The organism is Bombilactobacillus bombi (assembly GCF_013607485.1).
Classification (GTDB): domain Bacteria; phylum Bacillota; class Bacilli; order Lactobacillales; family Lactobacillaceae; genus Bombilactobacillus; species Bombilactobacillus bombi_A.
This window is the reverse complement of record NZ_SCHP01000011.1, coordinates 1-20,952: the sequence shown is the minus strand read 5'-3', so window position 1 is coordinate 20,952 and position 20,952 is coordinate 1. Positions and strand designations below refer to the sequence as shown.

The 20,952-nt window shown below is 38.0% G+C and carries 21 protein-coding genes and 1 pseudogene; 18 read left to right on the top strand and 4 right to left on the bottom strand.

Annotation, left to right across the window (positions count from 1 at the left end):
* The first annotated feature begins 29 nt into the window (after positions 1-29).
* From EQ827_RS04140 to EQ827_RS04055, 18 genes and pseudogenes are all read left to right on the top strand, one after another.
* Positions 30-908: a phosphate ABC transporter substrate-binding protein PstS family protein gene (locus EQ827_RS04140; RefSeq protein ID WP_181189722.1), complete on the top strand. Its 879-nt coding sequence runs from the start codon at positions 30-32 to the stop codon at positions 906-908.
* Entirely contained in the window at positions 892-1,812 is a 921-nt protein-coding gene (gene pstC / locus EQ827_RS04135) for a phosphate ABC transporter permease subunit PstC (RefSeq protein WP_181189721.1), read from the top strand. Before EQ827_RS04140 ends, pstC begins: the two co-directional genes overlap by 17 nt.
* Positions 1,809-2,693: pseudogene (pstA, locus tag EQ827_RS04130) on the top strand (phosphate ABC transporter permease PstA). The gene pstC and the pseudogene pstA overlap by 4 nt, the downstream one beginning before the upstream one ends.
* Positions 2,694-2,696: 3 nt before the next feature.
* A complete protein-coding gene (pstB, locus tag EQ827_RS04125) occupies positions 2,697-3,497 on the top strand; it encodes a phosphate ABC transporter ATP-binding protein PstB (protein WP_181189720.1) in 801 nt (266 codons plus the stop codon).
* A gap of 10 nt (positions 3,498-3,507) precedes the next feature.
* Positions 3,508-4,266 carry a phosphate ABC transporter ATP-binding protein PstB gene (gene pstB / locus EQ827_RS04120; RefSeq protein WP_181189719.1) on the top strand — a complete coding sequence of 253 codons (759 nt, stop codon included), beginning with the start codon at positions 3,508-3,510 and terminating at the stop codon, positions 4,264-4,266.
* Between the two features lie 63 nt (positions 4,267-4,329).
* Entirely contained in the window at positions 4,330-4,992 is a 663-nt protein-coding gene (gene phoU, locus EQ827_RS04115) for a phosphate signaling complex protein PhoU (RefSeq protein WP_309109337.1), read from the top strand.
* Between the two features lie 14 nt (positions 4,993-5,006).
* The gene (locus EQ827_RS04110) at positions 5,007-5,369 is read left to right on the top strand and encodes a phage holin family protein (protein ID WP_309109338.1); all 363 of its coding nucleotides are present in this window, start codon (positions 5,007-5,009) and stop codon (positions 5,367-5,369) included.
* A 27-nt stretch (positions 5,370-5,396) separates the two neighbouring features.
* Positions 5,397-6,347, top strand: coding sequence for an HPr(Ser) kinase/phosphatase (gene hprK, locus EQ827_RS04105; protein ID WP_181189717.1), 951 nt, complete (start codon positions 5,397-5,399; stop codon positions 6,345-6,347).
* On the top strand, positions 6,344-7,177 hold the full coding sequence (gene lgt / locus EQ827_RS04100; protein ID WP_181189716.1) for a prolipoprotein diacylglyceryl transferase: 834 nt from the start codon (positions 6,344-6,346) through the stop codon (positions 7,175-7,177). The genes hprK and lgt overlap by 4 nt, the downstream gene beginning before the upstream one ends.
* A 72-nt stretch (positions 7,178-7,249) precedes the next feature.
* Complete coding sequence (trxB, locus tag EQ827_RS04095) at positions 7,250-8,185, top strand: thioredoxin-disulfide reductase (protein WP_181189715.1); 936 nt, start codon at positions 7,250-7,252, stop codon at positions 8,183-8,185.
* A 71-nt stretch (positions 8,186-8,256) separates the two neighbouring features.
* Positions 8,257-9,975 (top strand): phospho-sugar mutase, encoded by a 1,719-nt coding sequence (locus EQ827_RS04090; RefSeq protein ID WP_181189714.1) that lies wholly within the window; start codon positions 8,257-8,259, stop codon positions 9,973-9,975.
* Positions 9,976-10,057: 82 nt separating this feature from the next.
* Positions 10,058-10,690, top strand: coding sequence for a YfbR-like 5'-deoxynucleotidase (locus EQ827_RS04085; RefSeq protein ID WP_181189713.1), 633 nt, complete (start codon positions 10,058-10,060; stop codon positions 10,688-10,690).
* A 261-nt stretch (positions 10,691-10,951) separates the two neighbouring features.
* Entirely contained in the window at positions 10,952-12,961 is a 2,010-nt protein-coding gene (gene uvrB / locus EQ827_RS04080) for an excinuclease ABC subunit UvrB (protein ID WP_181189712.1), read from the top strand.
* Complete coding sequence (uvrA, locus tag EQ827_RS04075) at positions 12,961-15,804, top strand: excinuclease ABC subunit UvrA (protein ID WP_181189711.1); 2,844 nt, start codon at positions 12,961-12,963, stop codon at positions 15,802-15,804. The genes uvrB and uvrA overlap by 1 nt, the downstream gene beginning before the upstream one ends.
* 195 nt (positions 15,805-15,999) lie before the next feature.
* The gene (rapZ, locus tag EQ827_RS04070; RefSeq protein WP_181189734.1) at positions 16,000-16,890 is read left to right on the top strand and encodes an RNase adapter RapZ; all 891 of its coding nucleotides are present in this window, start codon (positions 16,000-16,002) and stop codon (positions 16,888-16,890) included.
* The gene (locus EQ827_RS04065) at positions 16,887-17,927 is read left to right on the top strand and encodes a gluconeogenesis factor YvcK family protein (RefSeq protein ID WP_181189710.1); all 1,041 of its coding nucleotides are present in this window, start codon (positions 16,887-16,889) and stop codon (positions 17,925-17,927) included. Before rapZ ends, EQ827_RS04065 begins: the two co-directional genes overlap by 4 nt.
* A gap of 2 nt (positions 17,928-17,929) precedes the next feature.
* Entirely contained in the window at positions 17,930-18,868 is a 939-nt protein-coding gene (gene whiA, locus EQ827_RS04060; protein ID WP_181189709.1) for a DNA-binding protein WhiA, read from the top strand.
* Positions 18,869-18,886: 18 nt separating this feature from the next.
* Positions 18,887-19,366 (top strand): NAD(P)H-binding protein, encoded by a 480-nt coding sequence (locus EQ827_RS04055; protein WP_181189708.1) that lies wholly within the window; start codon positions 18,887-18,889, stop codon positions 19,364-19,366.
* Here the strand turns inward: EQ827_RS04055 and EQ827_RS04050 are convergent.
* From EQ827_RS04050 to EQ827_RS04040, 4 genes are all read right to left on the bottom strand, one after another.
* Positions 19,359-19,610, bottom strand: coding sequence for a transposase (locus EQ827_RS04050; RefSeq protein WP_181189707.1), 252 nt, complete (start codon positions 19,608-19,610; stop codon positions 19,359-19,361). The genes EQ827_RS04055 and EQ827_RS04050 overlap by 8 nt on opposite strands.
* Before the next feature lie 5 nt (positions 19,611-19,615).
* A complete protein-coding gene (locus EQ827_RS09090) occupies positions 19,616-19,747 on the bottom strand; it encodes a hypothetical protein (protein ID WP_258231785.1) in 132 nt (43 codons plus the stop codon).
* A 460-nt stretch (positions 19,748-20,207) separates the two neighbouring features.
* Positions 20,208-20,534 (bottom strand): flavodoxin domain-containing protein, encoded by a 327-nt coding sequence (locus EQ827_RS09230; RefSeq protein WP_373563506.1) that lies wholly within the window; start codon positions 20,532-20,534, stop codon positions 20,208-20,210.
* Positions 20,535-20,672: 138 nt separating this feature from the next.
* On the bottom strand, positions 20,673-20,952 hold a 280-nt coding region (locus EQ827_RS04040; protein ID WP_181189706.1), incomplete at its 5' end, for a rhodanese-like domain-containing protein.

Sequence of the window (20,952 nt, the reverse complement as noted above, 5' to 3'; positions counted from 1 at the left end):
CATCTTGTCTTATCGTGGAGGACAACATTATGAGATGTTTCAAAGTATTATTCTGCGGAATAATATTGATGTTTTTAACTGGATGTATGCCAACTAAACAACAAACTGTTACGGCAGTAGGCTCTTCCGCTCTACAGCCACTGGTGGAAACTGCTAGTGAACAATTGATGCACCAAGATTCACAAGCTTATATAAATGTTCAAGGCGGAGGTAGTGGCACGGGCTTATCACAAGTGCAGCAGCAAGCGGTGCAAATTGGTAATTCTGATGTTTTTGCGGAACAAAAAAAGGGTATAAATTCTCAACAACTACAAGATCATCGTGTCTGTGTAGTAGCGGTGGTCCCAATTGTGAATCGACAAGTTAATATTCGTAATTTGACTTTAACGCAATTACAAGCCATTTTTATGGGTAAGATTACCAATTGGCAGAGTTTAGGTGGACCTAATTTGGCTATTACTGTTGTAAATCGGGCTCAGGGCAGTGGGACCCGAACGATTTTTGAACAGCAAGTCATGCAGGGACGACCAACTAAGAAGGCTTCTGAACAAGATTCTAGTGGTATGGTTCGACAAATTGTTCAGAATACTCCTGGAGCTATTAGCTATGTGGCTTGGCCGTATTTGACTAAGCAAACTCCTGCCTTAAAAGTTAATGGTGTTAGTTTATCAGTCGATAATGTTGCCCATAATCGTTGGCCTATTTGGTCTTATGAACATATGTATACGGCTAAACATCCCAATGCTGCTACTAAAAGTTTACTAAGTTTTATTTTAAGTGAGCAATTTCAGCAGCAAGAGGTTTTAAAAATGCGTTATGTACCAATACAAAAAATGCACTATCAGCAAGATTATACGGGCAAAATAACAAGAATTAAGGTGAATAAACAAAATGGATCCCATCGCTAAAAGTTTAAAAAAACGTTCACTGTCTGCCAAAATTGAGACACGGGGCCGGTTATTAACTCAAATTTGTACACTGTTAATTGTGCTCTTAGTGCTAGCAATTTTTGGCTTTATTGCGACTAAAGGAGTTGCTGTTTTTATTCAAGACCATGGTAGTTTGTGGGATTTTTTTACTAAGACTACTTGGTCGCCGGATCAAACTGACTTACATCAGCGTCCTTTAATTGGGGCCTTACCGATGATTGTAGGATCGTTTGCTGTAACTTTCTTGGCCGTTTTGTTAGCGACCCCCTTTGCTTTGGCAGCTGCAATTTTTATGTCAGAAATCTCACCCCAGAGAGGCAATAAAATTTTGCAGCCAGTAATAGAATTATTAGTGGGTATTCCGTCGGTTGTTTATGGATTTGTTGGTTTAGCAGTAATTGTCCCAGCTGTTCAAAAAGTTGCTGGTGGTAGCGGCTTTGGTATTTTAGCTGGCACCTTGGTTTTGTTCGTAATGATTTTGCCGACAATTACTTCAATGGCTGTTGATGCTTTAAAGGCGGTTCCTCGCCATTATCGGGAGGCTTCTTTGGCTTTAGGGGCAACGCGTTGGCAGACCATTTATAAGGTTGTTTTACGCGCGGCAGCTCCTGGATTAATGACAGCTATTATTTTTGGTATGTCACGAGCTTTTGGGGAGGCTTTAGCTGTGCAAATGGTAATTGGTAATGCAATTTTAATGCCTAGCAATTTAGCTTCGCCAGCGACTACTTTAACCAGTGTCTTAACAATGAATATGGGCAATACCGTTATGGGTACTACTGCTAATAACGCTTTATGGACTTTAGCATTATTGTTGTTATTAATGTCTTTAATCTTTAATATTGTAATTAAATACTTGGGTAAAAGGAGTGCATTACGGTGAAAGCAAAGTTTACTGATCGATTGATGACGGCCGTAATTTACTTCATGTCCGCGTTGATTGTAATAATTTTGGCGGCTTTATTGATTTATATATTTGGAGCGGGCATTACCCATATTAGTTGGCATTTTCTCACTAGTGCTGCCAAGAGTTTTGAAGCGGGTGGCGGTATTGGCACACAACTATTTAATTCGTTATATTTATTGATTTTGTCGATGTTGATATCTTTGCCATTGGCCTTGGGCATTGCGATTTATTTATCGGAATATGCCAAAAATCAAAGACTGAGTGCCTTGATTAGCTCAGCTGTTGAGGTTTTGAGTTCTTTACCTTCTATTGTAGTGGGATTATTTGGATTTTTAATTTGTGTGGTGCATTTCCATTTAAGCTTTTCTATCCTCTCAGGTGCCTTAACGTGAACTATTTTTAATTTACCTTTGTTGGTGCGCAGTATAAGTGATGCATTGCAAACGGTAGCTTTGAGCCAACGAGAAGCCGGTTTAGCTTTAGGGTTATCGCGCTGGGAAACGGTGGTCCACGTCATAATACCTGAATGTTTACCTGGTATTATGACGGGTATTATTTTAGCTGCTGGACGTGTTTTTGGTGAAGCGGCAGCTTTGATTTATACTGCCGGTCAAAGCGCACCGCCATTAGACTTTAGTAATTGGAATATTTTTAGTTTGTCTTCTCCGTTAAATTTTATGCGTCCAGCAGAAACTTTGGCTGTTCATATTTGGAAGGTGAATTCTGAAGGCTTAATTCCCGATGCCAACGCAGTTTCTTCGGGTTCTTCGTTAGTGTTAGTGGCAGTTGTTTTGATTTTTAATTTAGCAGCCCGTTATTTGGGCAACAAATTATATCGGCGTTTGACAGGGGAATAAGTAATGGCAAAAAGAACTACTTTTACACGTGTTTTAGATGAAAATAAATACGAAATAGCCTTATCTACGAATAATTTACGAGTGAATTATGGCGATTATGAAGCTTTACATGGTGTTAGTCTGCAATTTGAGCGTTATAAAATTACGGCGTTAATTGGCGCCTCTGGCTCTGGAAAATCAACGTATTTAAGAAGTTTAAATCGGATGAATGATACTGTAGGCTCAGCGCAAGTCAGCGGCCAGATTATGTACCGCAACTTGGATATTAATTCGGCTCAAGTTGATGTTTATGAGGTGCGTAGACATATTGGTATGGTGTTTCAGCGACCTAATCCTTTTTCTAAGTCTATCCGGGAAAATATCACATTTGCTTTGCAAAGACGTGGTCTCCATGATTCTAAGAAGTTAGAACAAATTGTTGAAACGACTTTGAAACAGGCATCTTTATGGGAACAGGTTAAAGATGATTTAAATAAGAGTGCTTTGGCACTTTCGGGAGGCCAGCAGCAACGTCTTTGTATTGCCCGAGCCTTAGCTTTAGAACCTGATATTTTATTAATGGATGAACCAACTTCGGCTTTGGATCCTATTTCAACAGCTAATATTGAACAGGCTATGCAAGAATTGAAACAACATTATACAATAATTATTGTGACACATAATATGCAGCAGGCAGCCCGGGTAAGCGACTATACAGCCTTTTTTCATCAGGGTAAATTAATTGAATATGATCAAACACGCCGGATTTTTACACGGCCGCAAGTTCAATTAACTGAAGATTATGTATCGGGGCATTTTGGTTAGGAGTGTAAAGATGACAACGGCAATTATTACAGCCCAAGATGTTCATTTATATTACGGTAAAAAAGAAGCTTTAAAGGGAATTACTATGCAGATTAAGCGTGGAGAAATTACCGCTATGATTGGACCATCGGGGTGTGGCAAGTCCACTTTTTTGCGTAGTTTAAACCGCATGAATGATTTAATTAGTAATGTTAAAATCACAGGTGAAATTGACTTAGAAGGTCAAAATATTTATGGTTCTGAAATGGATACTGTGCAATTACGTAAACGTGTCGGAATGGTGTTTCAACAGCCGAATCCGTTCCCGTTTTCGATTTATGAAAATGTTGTCTATGGTTTAAGAATTGCCGGTATTAACCAGCGGGAACGTTTAGATGAAGCAGTAGAAACCAGTCTACGGCAAGCGGCTATTTGGGATGATGTAAAAGATAAGTTAGATCAAAGTGCCCTGGCCCTTTCAGGCGGTCAGCAGCAGCGGATTTGTATTGCCCGCGTACTAGCCGTCCAGCCGGAAGTTATTCTTTTAGATGAACCGACTTCAGCTTTAGATCCGATTTCAGCTACTAAAATTGAGAATATGTTGTTAGAATTACGTCAACATTATACAATTGTGATTGTGACCCATAGTATGCACCAAGCATCGCGGATTTCTGATCAAACGGCCTTTTTTTATCAAGGTGAACTAATCGAAATGGATCAAACTAAGCAAATTTTTTTAAATCCCCGAGAACAAAAAACAGAAGATTATATCAGTGGCCGTTTTGGCTAAGCAGTATGAAGTTAAGACCGAGTTTGTCATTAACTTTTTAATAAATTAATTGAGGTGATGAGGGTGCGTAATGATTTTGCAACTGAACTGAATAATTTGCATATTCGTTTTTCAGAAATGGCTATGATGGTTAATGAGGCTATTCAAAAGGCAGTGACGGCTTTTATTAACCATGACCAACAATTAGCCCAACAAGTGCTGGCTGCTGATCAGCAAATTAATAATCGAGAAATTGATCTAGAAAAAAAATCTTTTGAAATGATAGCCTTACAGCAACCTGTAACTAGTGACTTACGGATGATTGTCACGGTTTTAAAAGCAAGCTCAGATTTGGAACGAATGGGCGATCATGCAGTTAGTATTGCGCGTGCTGACTTAAAACTGGAATCGCAAAAAACGCTTCCGGAAGTCGAACAGCTGATTAGCCAAATTTCGCAACAAGTAGAAAGTATGTTTGCTCAAGCAATTGAAGCTTATTTGCAGGAAGATGACCAGCAAGCTATTGCCATTGCTCAAGCTGATGATAATATTGATCAGTTGACTCGACAAGTTAATAATTTATGTATCCAAAATATGAAGACCAATGCCCAAACAGTGGAAAATGGGACCGCATATATGTTAGTGACCAATTATTTGGAACGGATGGGGGATTACGTAACAAATCTTTGTGAATGGGTGGTTTATTTAAAGCAAGGCAAATTGGCGGACTTAAATGCTAAAGCATAATTATTTTGAAGAAAGTGAGTTTAGTTTTGAAGATTGTCTATCAAACTCTAATTAATACGCTTTTATTTATGGCACTAGCCCAAGTTTTTCCTGGTTTAATTTTTATAGATAATTTTGTCACAGCTCTTATTGCTGGTTTAGTCTTGGTTTTATTAAACATCACTATTAAACCTATTTTACACATTGTTTCTTTTCCTATTACTTTAATAACTTTTGGTTTATTTTCTTTAGTAATAAATGGTTTAACTTTAGAATTAGTTTCCTGGCTGATTAATGGCTTTATCTTGCGCAGTTTTAGCGCAGCTGTGTTGATAGCTTTGATTATGTCAATTGCAAATTCTTTTATTGGATATCATGCTTTTCAAAGGCGATTTTAAGAAAAATGCTCCGAGGAGAAGATAATTATGGAACAAAATACAGTAACCGTACAAGATCTTATCGATAATACCAATATTGAAGTCTATTATGGTCAACAATACATGTCTAAGAGAGTAATTAGCGAAACTGAAATCTCACGTCCCGGGCTAGAGTTGACTGGTTATTTTGACTACTATCCTTATGCGCGAGTTCAATTATTTGGACAAACAGAGACATCCTATGCTCGGGCTATGACTGCTGATAACCGCTATCATGTCCTGCAGAAGATGTGCACCGAAAAAACTCCAGCCTTTGTATTTTCACGAGGAATTCAACCTTCGATTGAAATGCGTCGGGCAGCTGATAAATATCAAATTCCTATTTTAGGATCAAGTTTAACCACCACGCGAGTATCAAATATTATCACCCAGTATTTAGAAAAAGTTTTATCACCTCGCCAAAGTATTCACGGAGTTTTGGTAGATGTTTATGGTTTGGGAGTGTTAATTAAAGGTGATTCTGGTATTGGTAAGAGTGAAACAGCCTTAGAATTGATTAAAAATGGACATCGATTAGTTGCTGATGATCGTGTAGATGTGTTCCAACAAAATGAACATACCTTAGTCGGGGAAGCTCCAGAAATTTTAAAAAATATGATGGAAGTTCGGGGCATTGGAATTATTGATGTGATGAATCTTTTTGGTGCCAGCGCGGTTCGGACTTCTATGGAAATTTCTTTGATTATGAATTTAAAAAATTGGTCTCCTAATGAACATTATGAGCGCATTGGAACCGATAGCCAATCTGAACAGATTTTTGATGTAATAGTGCCCTCAATGACAATTCCAGTTAAAGTCGGCCGAAACTTAGCAAATATTATTGAAGTAGCAGCCATGGATTATCGCGCTAAAAAGATGGGTTATGATGCGGCGGCTCGTTTTGAAGCCAACTTAACTGGTCTTATAGAAAAAAATTCGAAAAGTGATGCGACTAAATGAGTTTACTAGTATTAAATCCCATTTTCTTCCAATTAGGTCCGTTTGCAATTCGCTGGTACGGGGTTTTGATTGCAGCGGGTGCAATTATCGGTGTTTGGATGGCAATGAGAGAAGCACAAAAGCGAAAGATCATGGCTGATGATATTATTGATTTAGTTTTATGGGGTGTGCCCTTTGCCTTGATTGGCGCGCGCACTTATTATGTGGTTTTTGAGTGGCCCTTTTATGCTCAATATCCCAGCGAAATTATTAAAATCTGGCATGGAGGAATTGCTATTTATGGCGGCTTAATTGGGGCCTTTTTGGTAACTTTAGTCTTTACTCATCGGCGTCACTTACCTATCTGGCTGATTTTAGATATTGCTGCTCCTAGTTTATTGGTAGGACAAATAGTGGGGCGCTGGGGCAATTTTATGAATCAAGAAGCATATGGCGCAATTACTTCCGCCCATTTTTTAGAGAGTTTACATTTACCAAGCTTTATTATTAATCAAATGTTGATTAATGGCCATTTTCGCCAGCCGACTTTTTTGTATGAATCTCTTTGGAATTTAATTGGTTTAATTATTTTATTGTTTCTTAGACAGCAGCCACATTTATTTAAGCAAGGTGAAGTCTTTTTAAGCTATGTTTTATGGTATTCATTAGGCCGCTTTTTTGTGGAAGGAATGCGTACTGATAGCTTATATTGGTGGCCATTGCGGGTTTCTCAAGTTTTGTCGGTAATTTTATTTATTGGGGCTGTAATAATTATAATTTATCGTCGGCGCCAAGAATCTTTACCGGATTATTTAGCCGGCAGTGGTTTAAAGTATCCTTATCAGCGCTAAAAGCAAATTGTTGGCATTAAATTAAGGGACACTTTATGATAGGCTGTGGGTAAAAAATGGGAGGATAAGTTTATGCCAGAAAAAATATATGATGTGATTATTATTGGAGCTGGTCCTGCAGGAATGACGGCTGCTTTATATGCTTCACGCTCTAATCTCAAGGTCTTAATGTTAGATCGGGGAATTTACGGCGGCCAAATGAATAATACGGCTGCCATTGAAAACTATCCAGGTTTTAAATCGATTATGGGACCTGAATTAGGCGAACAAATGTATCAATCAGCGACACAATTTGGAGTAGATTATCAATATGGCACTGTCGAAACAGTGGCTTTAGATGGTCATGATAAGATAGTTAAAACTACGGACGAAGAGTTTCGGGCGCCAGCTTTAGTAATTGCGACAGGATCAGAATATAAAAAAATTGGTATTCCAGGTGAAGATGAATATTCTGGTAAGGGTGTTTCTTATTGTGCCGTTTGTGATGGTGCCTTTTTTAAAAATGAAGATGTCGTTGTCATTGGCGGTGGCGATTCTGCTGTGGAAGAGGGCATTTATTTGACCCAATTAGCTAAGTCAGTTACGATTATTCATCGTCGCGATCAACTGCGGGCTCAGCAGATTTTGCAAAAACGGGCTTTTGCTAATGATAAAATCAAATTTATTTGGAATGCTGCGGTTGAAGAAATTCAAGGTGATGATAAAAAAGTCACGGCTGTGCGTTATCGGGATAAAGAATCTGGTCAAGAAAAGATAATTAAGACTGCAGGTGTCTTTATTTACGTAGGTATTAAGCCGAACACTGAAGGTTTAGATAATTTAAATATTTTGGATGAAAATCGTTGGATTACTACCAATGAGCTAACCGAAACTAGTGTACCTGGAATTTTTGCTGTGGGTGATGTCCGTAAAAAAGATTTACGGCAAATTACCACAGCTGTGGGTGAAGGTGGCCTTGCTGGCCAAGGAGTTTTTAATTATTTACAAACTTTAAATGATGTAGACTAACAAAATTGTTAGTCTTTTTTTATCGAAAACGTTATAATTGAAACCAGTTAATATTTATTTGGAGGTTAGTGATGAGCTGGCAAGATAATTATCAAGTATGGTCTAATTATGAACAATTAGATTTAACTTTAAAGCGGCAGTTAACGCTTTTAAAAGATGATGCTGAACAATTGGAAGATGCCTTTTATGCACCGATGGAATTTGGAACGGCGGGGATGCGCGGAATTTTAGGTCCAGGAATTAATCGGATGAATATTTACACTGTTCGCCAAGCTGCTGAAGGCTTAGCCCGCTTTATGGATACTCTTGCAGCTGCTGACAAACAGCGTGGGGTAGCTATTAGTTTTGATTCTCGTTATAATTCACCACTATTTGCGGAAGAATCAGCGCGGGTTTTAGGACAGCATCAAATTCCCGTATATTTATTTGATAGTTTGCGTCCGACTCCAGAATTATCTTTTGCCGTCCGCCATTTGCATACTTATGCGGGAATTATGATTACCGCCAGTCATAATCCAGCTAAATACAATGGATTTAAAATTTATGGTCCTGATGGTGGCCAAATGCCCCCACAGGAATCGGATCAGATTACTACTTATGTGCGTCAAGCGGATGATTTGTTTGCAATTGCTGTCGCAGATATTCATAATTTGCGGAAACAAAAATTGTTGCAGTTAATTGGTGAAGATGTTGATCGTGCTTATTTACAGGAAATTAAATCAGTTTCAATTGATCAGCAATTATTACAGCAGGGCAAGGATTTGAGTTTTGTATACACTCCTTTACATGGAACTGGCAAAATGCTCGCAGGACGGGTCTTTAATCAGGCTGGTTTTACCAAAATGCAATTAGTAGCTGAGCAAGCAATTTTAGATCCGGAATTTGCAACAGTAGCTGTGCCTAATCCGGAATTTGCAGAAACATTTAATTTAGCCATTCGAGATGGACAAAAGTCTCATGCCGATGTCCTAATTGCAACGGATCCGGATGCCGATCGCTTAGGGGCAGCCGTTAAGCAGCCGGATGGACAATATCAGCTTATGACTGGTAACCAGATTGCTAGTGTGTTGCTTGAATATATTCTCAGTGCTAAAAAACGGACCAATTCTTTGCCTGCCAATGGGGCAGTAGTAAAGTCCATTGTTTCTACTGAGTTAGCAACCAAAATTGCTCGGTCCTATGGTGTTGACATGATTAATGTGTTGACAGGTTTTAAATTTATTGCCGAACAAATTCAGGAATTTCAAGATACTGGCAGCCACGAATTCTTATTTGGCTTTGAAGAAAGTTATGGCTACTTAGTAAAGCCTTTTGTTCGCGATAAAGATGCTATTCAAGCTAGTTTGTTGCTTGCTGAAGTAGCAGCTTATTATAAGAGTCAAAACCAGACCCTTTATGATGGCCTCCAGAAGATTTATCAGCGCTATGGCTATTTCAAAGAAAAAACTATTTCCAAAACTTTCAGCGGCGTTGATGGCTCGGAGAAAATGGAGCGCTTAATGGCACAATTTCGCCATAATGAATCTTCTGAGATTAATGGTACAAGGATTGTTAGTGTTCAGGATTTTCAAACTAGCGTGCAGACTAATGCTGATGGCACATCGCAAAAATTGGCTTTACCAAAATCAAATGTTTTAAAATTTTTATTGGCTGATGGAACTTGGATTGCTATTCGGCCTTCAGGCACTGAACCTAAAATCAAAAATTATGTAGGTGTTGAGGCCCCTAATGAAGCTGATGCTAACGAAAAGTTAGCGGCCTACGCAGAAGCAATTAATAGTTGGTATTAATGAATGGACGTCTCTAGTTTGCATTTATTTCTAATTTGGATTAACATGTTAGAAATTTAAGTAAATGAGGAGGCGTTTTTTAATGGGAATTCATCAATTTATTCAAGGTTTAACCAATTTGGAAAACTTGGATCGGGCGCCAGGACATTTTCAATATCAAAAACATAGCGTCGCTGCCCACTCGTTTAAAGTAGCTGAGATTGCTCAAATTTTAGGTGATATTGAAGAAATGGCGGGTCAACAAGTTAATTGGCAGTCTTTATATGAAAAAGCGCTGAATCATGACTATACTGAGCGCTTTATTGGTGATATTAAAACACCAGTTAAATATGCCACCAAACAATTACGGCAAATGTTGGCCCAAGTAGATAATGATATGACTGAAAACTTTATCCAAAAAGAAATCCCGGCTAATTTGCAAGATCGTTTTCGGCGACGTTTAGGTGAAGGCAAGGATAACACCTTAGAAGGGCATATCTTAGCAATTGCAGATAAGATTGACCTCTTATATGAATCCTTTGGTGAAATTGAAAAAGGAAATCCTGATAATGTTTTTATTGAGATTTTTAGTGAAAGCCTGTCAACTATCAAACAATTTGAAGATTTAGCTTGTGGGAAATATTTCTTAGAAATTGTGTTGCCGGATTTATTAAATGAAGACTTTGCTTCACGGGAACAGCTAACGGCTATTAGTAAAAAAATTTTAGCTGAATAGCAGTCCAAATAATAGCGAAAGTATGTTCGCTATGCTATGATAACTATGAAGTTTTTTACGAATGTTAATGAAGGAAATTTAATTGTAAGAAGTGACTAGAAGCGGGACAAGGTTGATTGTCCTGGCTTTTTCCTGTTGGACAATGATTCTGTAAATTAAAGTCAATCTGAGGAAGGATTAAGGCTTTAAAGCTTCGAGATTAACGGTTTTACTCTTAATTCCGTCTTTTTATGGACGTTAATTTACTGAGGAGGCAAGTGCGTGTTAGAACGAATTACGAATAATAAATTTGAATTAGTATCTAAGTACCAACCAGCCGGTGATCAGCAACAGGCAATTGATCAAATTACACGCGATTTTCGTGCTGGCAATCGGGAACAAATTTTAAAGGGTGCAACTGGTACTGGTAAAACTTTCACGATGGCTAATGTGATTCAAAATTTAAACAAACCAACTTTAGTGATATCTCATAATAAAACCCTAGCAGGGCAGCTTTATGGTGAATTTAAGGAGTTTTTCCCGCATAACGCTGTCGAATATTTTGTTAGTTATTATGATTATTACCAGCCTGAAGCCTATGTACCTTCAAGTGATACCTATATTGAAAAAGATTCTAGTATTAATGATGAAATTGATAAGTTGCGTCACGCGGCTACTTCCGCGTTGTTGGAACGCAATGATGTGATTGTAGTGGCGTCTGTTTCTTGTATTTTTGGTTTAGGTGATCCCCAAGAATATCAAAAGAGCGTGATTTCTTTACGATTAGGGCAAGAAGTTAGCCGCCAGCAGCTCTTGAAGGATTTAGTGGATAATCAATTTGAACGTAATGATATTGATTTTCAGCGGGGGCGTTTTCGTGTGCGGGGCGATGTAGTAGATATTTTCCCGGCTTCGCGTGATGACAATTCTTTACGAATTGAATTTTTTGGTGATGAAATTGACCGGATTTTAGAGATGGATCCTTTAACTGGAGAAATTCTTGGCGAACGGGAACAAGTATCTATTTTCCCGGCGACACATTTTATGACCAATGAAGAACAGATGACAGCTGCTTTAAAACGTATTAGTGCGGAATTAAAACAACGTTTAACCCAATTAAAAAGTCAAGGTAAGCTGTTAGAAGCTCAGCGTTTAGAGCAACGTACCAATTATGATATCGAAATGATGCGTGAAATGGGTTATACCTCTGGTATTGAAAATTATTCGCGTCATATGGAAGGCCGTGCTGAAGGCGAACCACCTTATACACTTTTGGATTTTTTCCCTGATGATTTTAATATCATGATTGATGAATCCCATGTAACTATGCCGCAAATTCGCGGCATGTATAATGGGGATCGAGCCCGCAAGCAAATGTTAGTAGATTATGGTTTTCGCTTACCCAGTGCCTTAGATAATCGGCCATTGACTTTAAAAGAATTCGAAAAGCATGTCCATCAAATATTATATGTTTCTGCTACTCCAGGTCCCTATGAATTAGAACGAACTCCAGAAGTAATAGAACAAATTATTCGTCCTACTGGTTTATTAGATCCGGATATTGAAGTGCGGCCAATTATGGGGCAGATTGATAATTTAGTAGCTGAAATTAATCAACGCATTGAGCAAAATGAGCGTACCTTAGTGACAACGTTGACTAAAAAAATGGCCGAAGATTTAACTGACTATTTAAAAGATTTAGGGATTAAAGTGGCTTATTTGCATAGTGATGTCAAAACTTTGGAGCGCACGGAAATTATTAGAGATCTTCGGTTAGGTAAGTATGATGTCTTAATTGGTATTAACTTACTTCGAGAGGGTATTGATGTTCCAGAAGTTTCTTTAGTAGCAATTTTAGACGCCGATAAGGAAGGATTTTTGCGTTCTGAGCGGCCGTTAATTCAAACTATTGGACGGGCAGCTCGCAATAAACATGGGCACGTTATTATGTATGCTGATCATATGACTGATTCAATGAAGGCGGCTATCAGTGAAACTAAGCGGCGGCGACAAATTCAAGAGCAATATAATGAAGAACATAATATTACACCTCAAACTATTCAAAAACCAATTCGTGATGCCATTTCGGCTATTAAGACTGTTAATCATGAGGGCGAAAATGAGCCTGCAGCCGCAGCGGAAATTGATTTTGATAATATGTCAGACCAAGAGCAACAAGAGTTATTGAGTCAATTAACCGCTCAGATGGAACGGGCTGCTAAGGAGTTGGATTTTGAACAGGCAGCCACCTTACGTGACACAATTTTAGAATTGAAAGCTGAGATTAGTTAATGAAAAATGATAATATCGTCATTCATGGCGCTCGCTCCCATAATTTAAAGAACATTGATGTAACAATTCCGCGAAATAAATTAGTTGTGATGACTGGATTATCTGGTTCTGGTAAAAGCTCTTTAGCTTTTGATACCTTATATGCTGAAGGCCAAAGACGCTATGTGGAAAGTTTATCTTCTTATGCCCGGCAATTTTTGGGACAAATGGATAAGCCTGATGTTGATTCGATTGATGGGCTAAGTCCTGCTATTTCAATTGATCAAAAGACGACTTCCAAAAACCCTCGATCTACTGTAGGTACGGCCACGGAAATTAATGATTATTTACGTTTACTATGGGCCCGAGTTGGCACACCTATCTGTCCTAATGACGGTACTGTTATTAGTCGCCAATCTGTAGAGCAGATGGTTGATCGGCTTTTGCAATTACCTCCACGGACTAAATTACAAATTTTGTCACCAGTAATCCGCAGTAAAAAAGGCCAGCATAAAAAAGTGCTGGCTCAGATTGCTAAGCAAGGTTATGTACGGGTGTTGGTAGACGATCAGCGTCATGACATCAGTGAAAAAATTGAACTAAATAAAAATCAAAACCATACCATTCAAGTCGTTGTAGATCGAATTGTGATTAAAGATGGTATTCGCTCACGATTATTTGATTCCATCGAGTCAGCCTTGCATTTATCAGGTGGCTATATGACTGCTGATATTATTGATGGTGAACCCCTTATTTTTTCTGAACATTATGCTTGCCCAATTTGTGGTTTTACTGTTGGCGAATTAGAGCCGCGCTTATTTTCTTTTAATGCGCCTTTTGGTGCTTGTCCTGATTGTGACGGTTTAGGAATGAAATTAGAGGTTGATGTCGATTTGGTGATTCCCGACCGTAATTTATCCTTAAATGAAGGAGTCATTGTGCCATGGAACCAGGAACATTCCCAGTATTATCCGCATTTGTTGGAGCAAGCGGCACAACAATTTGGTATTGATCAAGACACTCCGTTTAATAAACTACCGCTAGCACAGCAAAATTTTTTATTATATGGCTCAAAGGAACAACAATTTCACTTTCACTTTGATAATGATTTTGGAAGTGTTCGGGATGTAGATACTACATTTGAAGGAGTTATTCCGAATATTGCTCATCGTTATCGCAAGCCTTCAAGTGCTTTTATGCGGGATATTATGCGCAAGTATATGACAGAATCAGTTTGCCAGACCTGTCAGGGAACGCGTCTGAATCCTAAAGCTTTGAGTGTTCAGATTGCCCAAAAAAACATTGCTGAAGTTTCAGAATTGCCAATTAAAAAGGCATTGCCCTTTTTTAAATCAATCAATTTATCGCCACAAAACGCAGTAATTGCAAAACCGATCTTAAAAGAAGTTTTAGATCGTTTAACATTTTTACAAAATGTTGGTCTGGACTATTTGACTTTATCGCGTTCAGCTGGAACATTATCGGGTGGCGAAGCTCAGCGTATTCGCCTAGCTACTCAAATTGGTTCTAATTTGTCGGGAGTTTTGTATATTTTAGATGAACCTTCCATTGGGCTGCACCAGCGTGATAATGATCGCCTAATTAAATCATTAAAAGCAATGCGCGATTTAGGCAATACGCTCATTGTGGTGGAACATGATGAAGATACGATGAGGCAAGCTGATTATTTAATTGATGTGGGTCCCGGAGCTGGCGCTGCAGGCGGACAAGTAGTAGCGGCAGGCACACCAGCAGAAGTAGCGGCTAATTCACATTCTTTAACAGGGCAATATTTGTCCGGTAAAAAATATATTCCACTTCCTCCACAGCGTCGCTTAGGAAACGGGCAGACAGTCAAAATTTATGGAGCCCGCGAAAACAATTTAAAAAATATTGATGTCGAATTTCCTTTAGGAGAATTGGTAGTAGTGACAGGCGTTTCGGGTTCTGGTAAGTCCTCTTTAGTTAATCAGATTTTGCAGCGGGCTTTAGCGCAAAAGTTAAATCACAATAGTCATCGGCCAGGAGATTTTGATAAAATTACCGGTTACGAAGATTTAAAATCGCTTATCAATATTGACCAAAGTCCTATTGGCCGTACACCGCGCAGTAATCCGGCCACTTATACAGGAGTTTTTGATGATATTCGGGATTTGTTTGCCAAAACTAATGAAGCTAAAGTACGCGGATATACCAAGGGACGCTTTTCTTTTAATGTTAAAGGTGGCCGCTGTGAAGCTTGCAAAGGCGATGGAATTATTAAAATTGAAATGAATTTTTTGCCGGATGTTTATGTACCTTGTGAAGTCTGCCACGGTACACGATATAATTCAGAAACTTTGCAGGTAACCTATAAAGGTAAAAATATTGCCGAAATCTTGCAAATGACGGTTGCTGAAGCCTTGGAGTTTTTTGAACATTTGCCTAAGATTGAACGTAAATTGCAAACAATTGCTGATGTTGGTTTGGGGTATGTGCAGTTAGGGCAATCGGCAACCACCTTATCTGGTGGTGAAGCTCAGAGGATGAAATTAGCATCTGAATTATATAAAAAATCAGATGGCCATAACTTTTATATTTTAGATGAGCCCACAACGGGTTTGCATGTTGATGATATTAAGCGCCTGTTGAATGTTTTGCAGCGGTTAGTAGATCAAGGTAATACTGTTGTCATTATTGAGCATAATTTGGATGTGATTAAGTCAGCCGATTGGATAATTGATTTAGGTCCCGAAGGAGGAGACTTGGGTGGCCAAGTTGTGGCTACGGGCACACCGGAACAGATTACACAGGTTCAGCAATCTTATACCGGACAATATCTTAAGCCTATTTTAGAAAAGTTTTCCAACGTTAAGCGGCAATAATAAGCCGTAATTTTTACAAAAAGCGTTAGTTAAAAACAGCAAGGAAGAGGCGTTAATTGTCTGTATCCTTGCTGTTTTTGAAATATGAATAAATTTATTTAATCGTTAATTTTTGTTAGTTCTTATTTGGCAGAATAGGTAAAGAAAGTTATTATAGATAGTATGGAAAATGTGGGGTGATCAATTTTGGCAGGATTGACGAATAATATTAAAGACTTAGTGATTATCTCAGGAATGAGTGGTGCAGGTAAAACTGTTGCCGTACAATCCTTTGAAGATATGGGCTATTTTTGCATTGATAATATGCCGCCGTCTTTATTAGAAAAGTTTGGCGAATTATTGAAGCATTCTGAAAAAATAGACAAAGTGGCATTAGTGATTGATATTCGCTCACGAGAATTTTACGACCAAGCTATCAGTGTGTTTGCGGATTTTGAGGATATTGAATCAATGCGAACCCGAGTCTTGTTTTTGGATGCTACAGATACTGAATTGGTTGCTCGCTATAAAGAGACGCGGCGGGCTCATCCCTTGGCGATGGGGGGACGTTTAATTGACGGTATTGATAAAGAGCGGGCATTACTCATGCCAATTCGGGAAAAAGCAGAATTAGTAATTGATACTACACAGCTTTCTCCCCGTCAGTTAAGAGAAAAAATTTTTAAAGAGTTTGAAGAAAAGTCCGATAATATTTTTCATATTATTGTCATGTCTTTTGGTTTTAAGTACGGATTACCGATTGATGCAGATGATGTCATGGATGTGCGCTTTTTGCCTAATCCCTATTATTTGCCTCAATTGCGATCACAAACTGGATTACAAACTGAAGTAGCAGATTATGTGTTTCAACAAAAGGCAACGCAACAATTCTATCAACAATACTTACAAATGTTGCAAAGTATTATTCCAGGATATCAACAAGAGGGTAAAACCAGCTTAACGATTGCCATCGGCTGTACGGGTGGCCAGCATCGCTCTGTGGCCATTGCCCAGCGTTTAGGAGAAGATCTGCAAAAAACAGGCTATCCAGTCAACATTTCTCATCGTGATATAAATCGACATAAGGAAACGGTGAATCGTTCATGAGTATAAATACAGCAAAAACTATTAAAGTTATAAAAGGCCGACGCCCTAAAATTACCGTTATTGGCGGTGGTACCGGGCTGCCAGTGATTTTGAATAGTTTACGAGATTTAAATGCTGATATTACTGCTGTAGTCACAGTAGCTGATGATGGTGGATCATCAGGGGCAATTCGTAATTATATTAACGTAGTGCCACCTGGGGATATTCGCAATGTTTTGGTGTCTTTATCTAATTTAGATAAGTTAGAGCTGCAAGTATTTCAATATCGTTTTGCGAGTGATGACTCATTTTTAGCGGGACATGCGATTGGAAATTTGGTAATTGCGGCTTTATCTGAAATGTATGGTAATAATATATTTGATGCTGTGCAAGAACTGTCGCGCATGATGGCAGTTGAAGGCCATGTTTTTCCAGCCTCTAATGAACCACTCACGTTAAATGCTGAATTCACCGATGGTACAACTCTTGCTGGTGAACATGAAATTACTTATGCTGATAAAACTATCAAGCGAGTGTGGGTAACCGACACTAATGATCCTTCGGAAGAACCTGAAGCAGTTTTGCCAGTTTTAGCGGCTATTATGCAGGCTGATGTTATTGTTTTAGGCCCAGGTAGTTTATTTACCAGTATTTTACCTAATCTAATGATTAAAAATTTAGGTGAAGCAGTGAAGCAGACTGCTGCCGAAGTTGTTTATATTTGTAACATTATGACGCAAAAGGGTGAAACGGTTAATTTTACCGATGCTGATCATGTTAGAATTTTAAATCAACATCTAGGCGGTTCCTTTATTGATACAGTCTTGGTCAATAGCACGCCTGTACCCAAAGACTATATGGATTATGATCGCTACAATGAGTATTTAAAACAAGTACAAACTGATTTTTCTGGTCTGCGCAAGCTGGGATGTCGTGTAATCACTGATGATTTTTTGTCATTACATGATGGGGGCGCCTTTCACGATGGTCGTAAAGTGGCCCAAGAAATTATTAATTTAGCTTTTCAAGCGGGAAATCGTAAAAATAAGGAGCGATAATATTGGCATCTTATGCTAGTGAAGTAAAAAAAGAGCTAACTAGTCTAGAAGTTCATCCGGAACATGCTCGAGCAGAATTATCGGCAATTATTCGGATGAGTGGCAGTTTATCGTTGGTCGATCATCATTTTATTTTAAACATTCCCACTGAAAATCCCGCCATAGCACGGCGGATTTATTCGCTTTTGCACCAGTTATATACTGTGGAATCTGATTTAGTAGTTCGGCGTAAGATGAAATTAAAAAAGAATAACCAATATATCGTGCGTTTACGTCAACATGTTCAAGAAATTCTTGCTGATTTGCGGATTATTGAAGCACAGAACTTTCAAATTCGCACTGATATTCCTGAAGAAATTTTGACTTCGCGTCAACGTGCCCGCTCTTATTTACGGGGGGCCTTTTTAGCTGGAGGTAGTGTTAACAGTCCTGAGACTTCACGCTATCATTTGGAGATTTATGCCTTATATGAAAATCAAAATCAAGGTATCTTGCAATTAATGAATCAATTTCAACTACATGCGCGGGCCACACAACGTCGTAATGGCTACATTACTTATTTAAAGGGCGCTGAAAAAATCTCTGAATTTTTGCAAATTATTGGTGCGACTAGTTCCATGCTGAAATTTGAAGATATCCGTATTGTGCGCGATATGCGTAATTCTGTGAACCGTTTAGTAAATTGTGAAAATGCCAATATTAATAAAACAATTAAGGCAGCTAGCCGCCAAATTGCCAACATTGAATTTTTACAGGAACATTATGGTTTAGACAATCTGCCGCCAAAATTAAAGGAAATTGCCGAGTTACGTTTAGACCATCCAGAGTTGTCTTTAAGTGAACTTGGGAAAATGGTTCCTAGCGGTCCCATTTCTAAATCCGGAATCAATCACCGACTGCGTAAATTGGATGATTTAATCAAAACTAAATACCAAGTTTAATAAGGAAAAGTTAACGAAATGAAAGTAATTGTAATAGGTGCTCATGGCCAGATTGGTCGAATTCTCATGGAAAAGCTGCAAAAAAGTAATCATGAAGTTACAGCTGCTTTACGCTCCTCTCAACAAATTCAGGAATATCAAGCTCATGGATACCAAACAGCTTTAGTTGATTTAGAGGGTGACTTAGATAGTTTGCAGTCAGTTTTGCAACAGCATGAGGCGGTTATCTTTACTGCTGGTTCTGGTGGTAAAACTGGCGCAAACAAAACGATGATGGTGGATTTAGATGGAGCTATAAAAACCATTGAAGCGGCCAGGGTCACTTCAATCCAACGCTTTATTATGATAAGTGCCATTGGCGCTAATCGTCGTGAATTATGGTCTTATGGTCAGCGAGAATTAAGTACGGGTAATTATTATTATGCTGCCAAATTTTATGCCGATGAATGGCTGCAGCATAGTGGTTTAATATATACTATTACGCATTGTGCTAGTTAATTTTTCTGATAGTATCTACAAACAAACATTGATCTAACCGCGTTTGAAATCCCGCTAGTGAACGAGCGCGATTACGTTCAATATCAAAAAGATTATTCCAGCTGGAAAATACTGTTTCAATTTGATGGCGCAGCTGTTTTAATAATTTGTTATTGACTTTAGGGCCCTGGTGCATATTTTTCCGTTTTGGCGTCCACAAGTTAATTCCCTGCCGCGCTAGTTGTTGTTTTAATGGCTGGCTCAAATAGCCTAGGTCCGCCAAAATTTGCGGACGCTATAATTACGTACTGGTTGGCAAACCGGCAGTGGCAGACTGTCAATAATCGTATAGCGGGTGTTTTTAGCAACTTGTTTTATCAAGCCGGTGCGCATTAACTGCAATAATTGCCAGCCATGGTTACTAAGTCGATTAAATCGCGAACGTTCAGGCAAGTCTAAGCAGTGCAGACTGATTAAAAAAGCGATAGTAGCGGCGTTGATTAGTGATACCTAATTCTGTCTGACATAGGTTTCACTTCTTTAGTAGTAGATGACTAAAGTGTAGCCTATTCAGGCTTTTTTATTTAAGAATTATTAACTAGCACCACGCGTGTTATATAATAAACTTTATAAGCGAACAGATCTAAAATTACTAGAAGTTCGACAATAACAGATATTTATAAGCTCAATTATTAATTAGTCATAAATTTTTTGAGTACTTAATCGGTAATAATTAGTTAGAAAATTCTTTGTTAAAAATGGATATTTTTAATAAAATGCCCCGTAACCATTAGGTTCATTACCTAATAACTACAGAGCATCATTTTAATTGAATATTTATAATTACTATTCAATTAAATTATTAAAAAAATTTTGAGCAAATAATTCTATTTGCCTTAAATCTTCTTTTTTTTGGTGATAATTCTACTTTCAAAGATTTCTTATATAAAAGTCCATCACGCTGAACAACTAGTTCATTTAATTTATCAACCCCTTTGCAAAAATTCCCTCCATAAAATCTGTCTCCAGATCCAAATGTGGCTACATTTTTATTATTAAAAGATGTGATGTCTTCGCAAAAACAAGAAAATTCTTCGGGAAAATCACCATTATCATATGATGAGCATCCTATAAAAAGTGCTTCGTATTCATCTAAACATGTTATGCCTATTAAGTCACTGCAATCTATAATGTCTACTTTATCATCTATATTAAATAAATATGTGATAATAATTCATTTTTAATACACTCTGCTACTTTTTTTGTGTTTCCAGTAACAGAACCAAAAATTATGCTTATTTTCATCCTTTTACCCTCAAGTAACTTTCTAAGTTAAAGAAACCGTTTGCATATTCAGTTTATTCCATGCGGCTATTCCACCAGACAATTCTTTTACATTATAGTTATTATCTAATAGAATCAAGGCAGCTTTTGCTCCCATGTTGCACCAAACATCCCAACAATATACGATGATTTTTTTATTTTTTGGAATTTCATTAAGTCTATTTTCTAATTCATTTAATGGTATTAATATTGCATTAATGATCTTCTCTTTTTTAAGATGATTAGGTGCATTTCTTACATCTATTAAAAACAAATCATCAGGA

Coding starts and splice junctions, on each gene's coding strand:
- pstB (WP_181189719.1), top strand. CDS start 3,508: ATGACAACGGCAATTATTACAGCCCAAGATGTTCATTTATATTACGGT.
- uvrA (WP_181189711.1), top strand. CDS start 12,961: ATGAAAAATGATAATATCGTCATTCATGGCGCTCGCTCCCATAATTTA.
- pstC (WP_181189721.1), top strand. CDS start 892: ATGGATCCCATCGCTAAAAGTTTAAAAAAACGTTCACTGTCTGCCAAA.
- EQ827_RS04090 (WP_181189714.1), top strand. CDS start 8,257: ATGAGCTGGCAAGATAATTATCAAGTATGGTCTAATTATGAACAATTA.
- trxB (WP_181189715.1), top strand. CDS start 7,250: ATGCCAGAAAAAATATATGATGTGATTATTATTGGAGCTGGTCCTGCA.
- EQ827_RS04140 (WP_181189722.1), top strand. CDS start 30: ATGAGATGTTTCAAAGTATTATTCTGCGGAATAATATTGATGTTTTTA.
- hprK (WP_181189717.1), top strand. CDS start 5,397: ATGGAACAAAATACAGTAACCGTACAAGATCTTATCGATAATACCAAT.
- pstB (WP_181189720.1), top strand. CDS start 2,697: ATGGCAAAAAGAACTACTTTTACACGTGTTTTAGATGAAAATAAATAC.
- EQ827_RS04085 (WP_181189713.1), top strand. CDS start 10,058: ATGGGAATTCATCAATTTATTCAAGGTTTAACCAATTTGGAAAACTTG.
- lgt (WP_181189716.1), top strand. CDS start 6,344: ATGAGTTTACTAGTATTAAATCCCATTTTCTTCCAATTAGGTCCGTTT.
- EQ827_RS04065 (WP_181189710.1), top strand. CDS start 16,887: ATGAGTATAAATACAGCAAAAACTATTAAAGTTATAAAAGGCCGACGC.
- EQ827_RS04055 (WP_181189708.1), top strand. CDS start 18,887: ATGAAAGTAATTGTAATAGGTGCTCATGGCCAGATTGGTCGAATTCTC.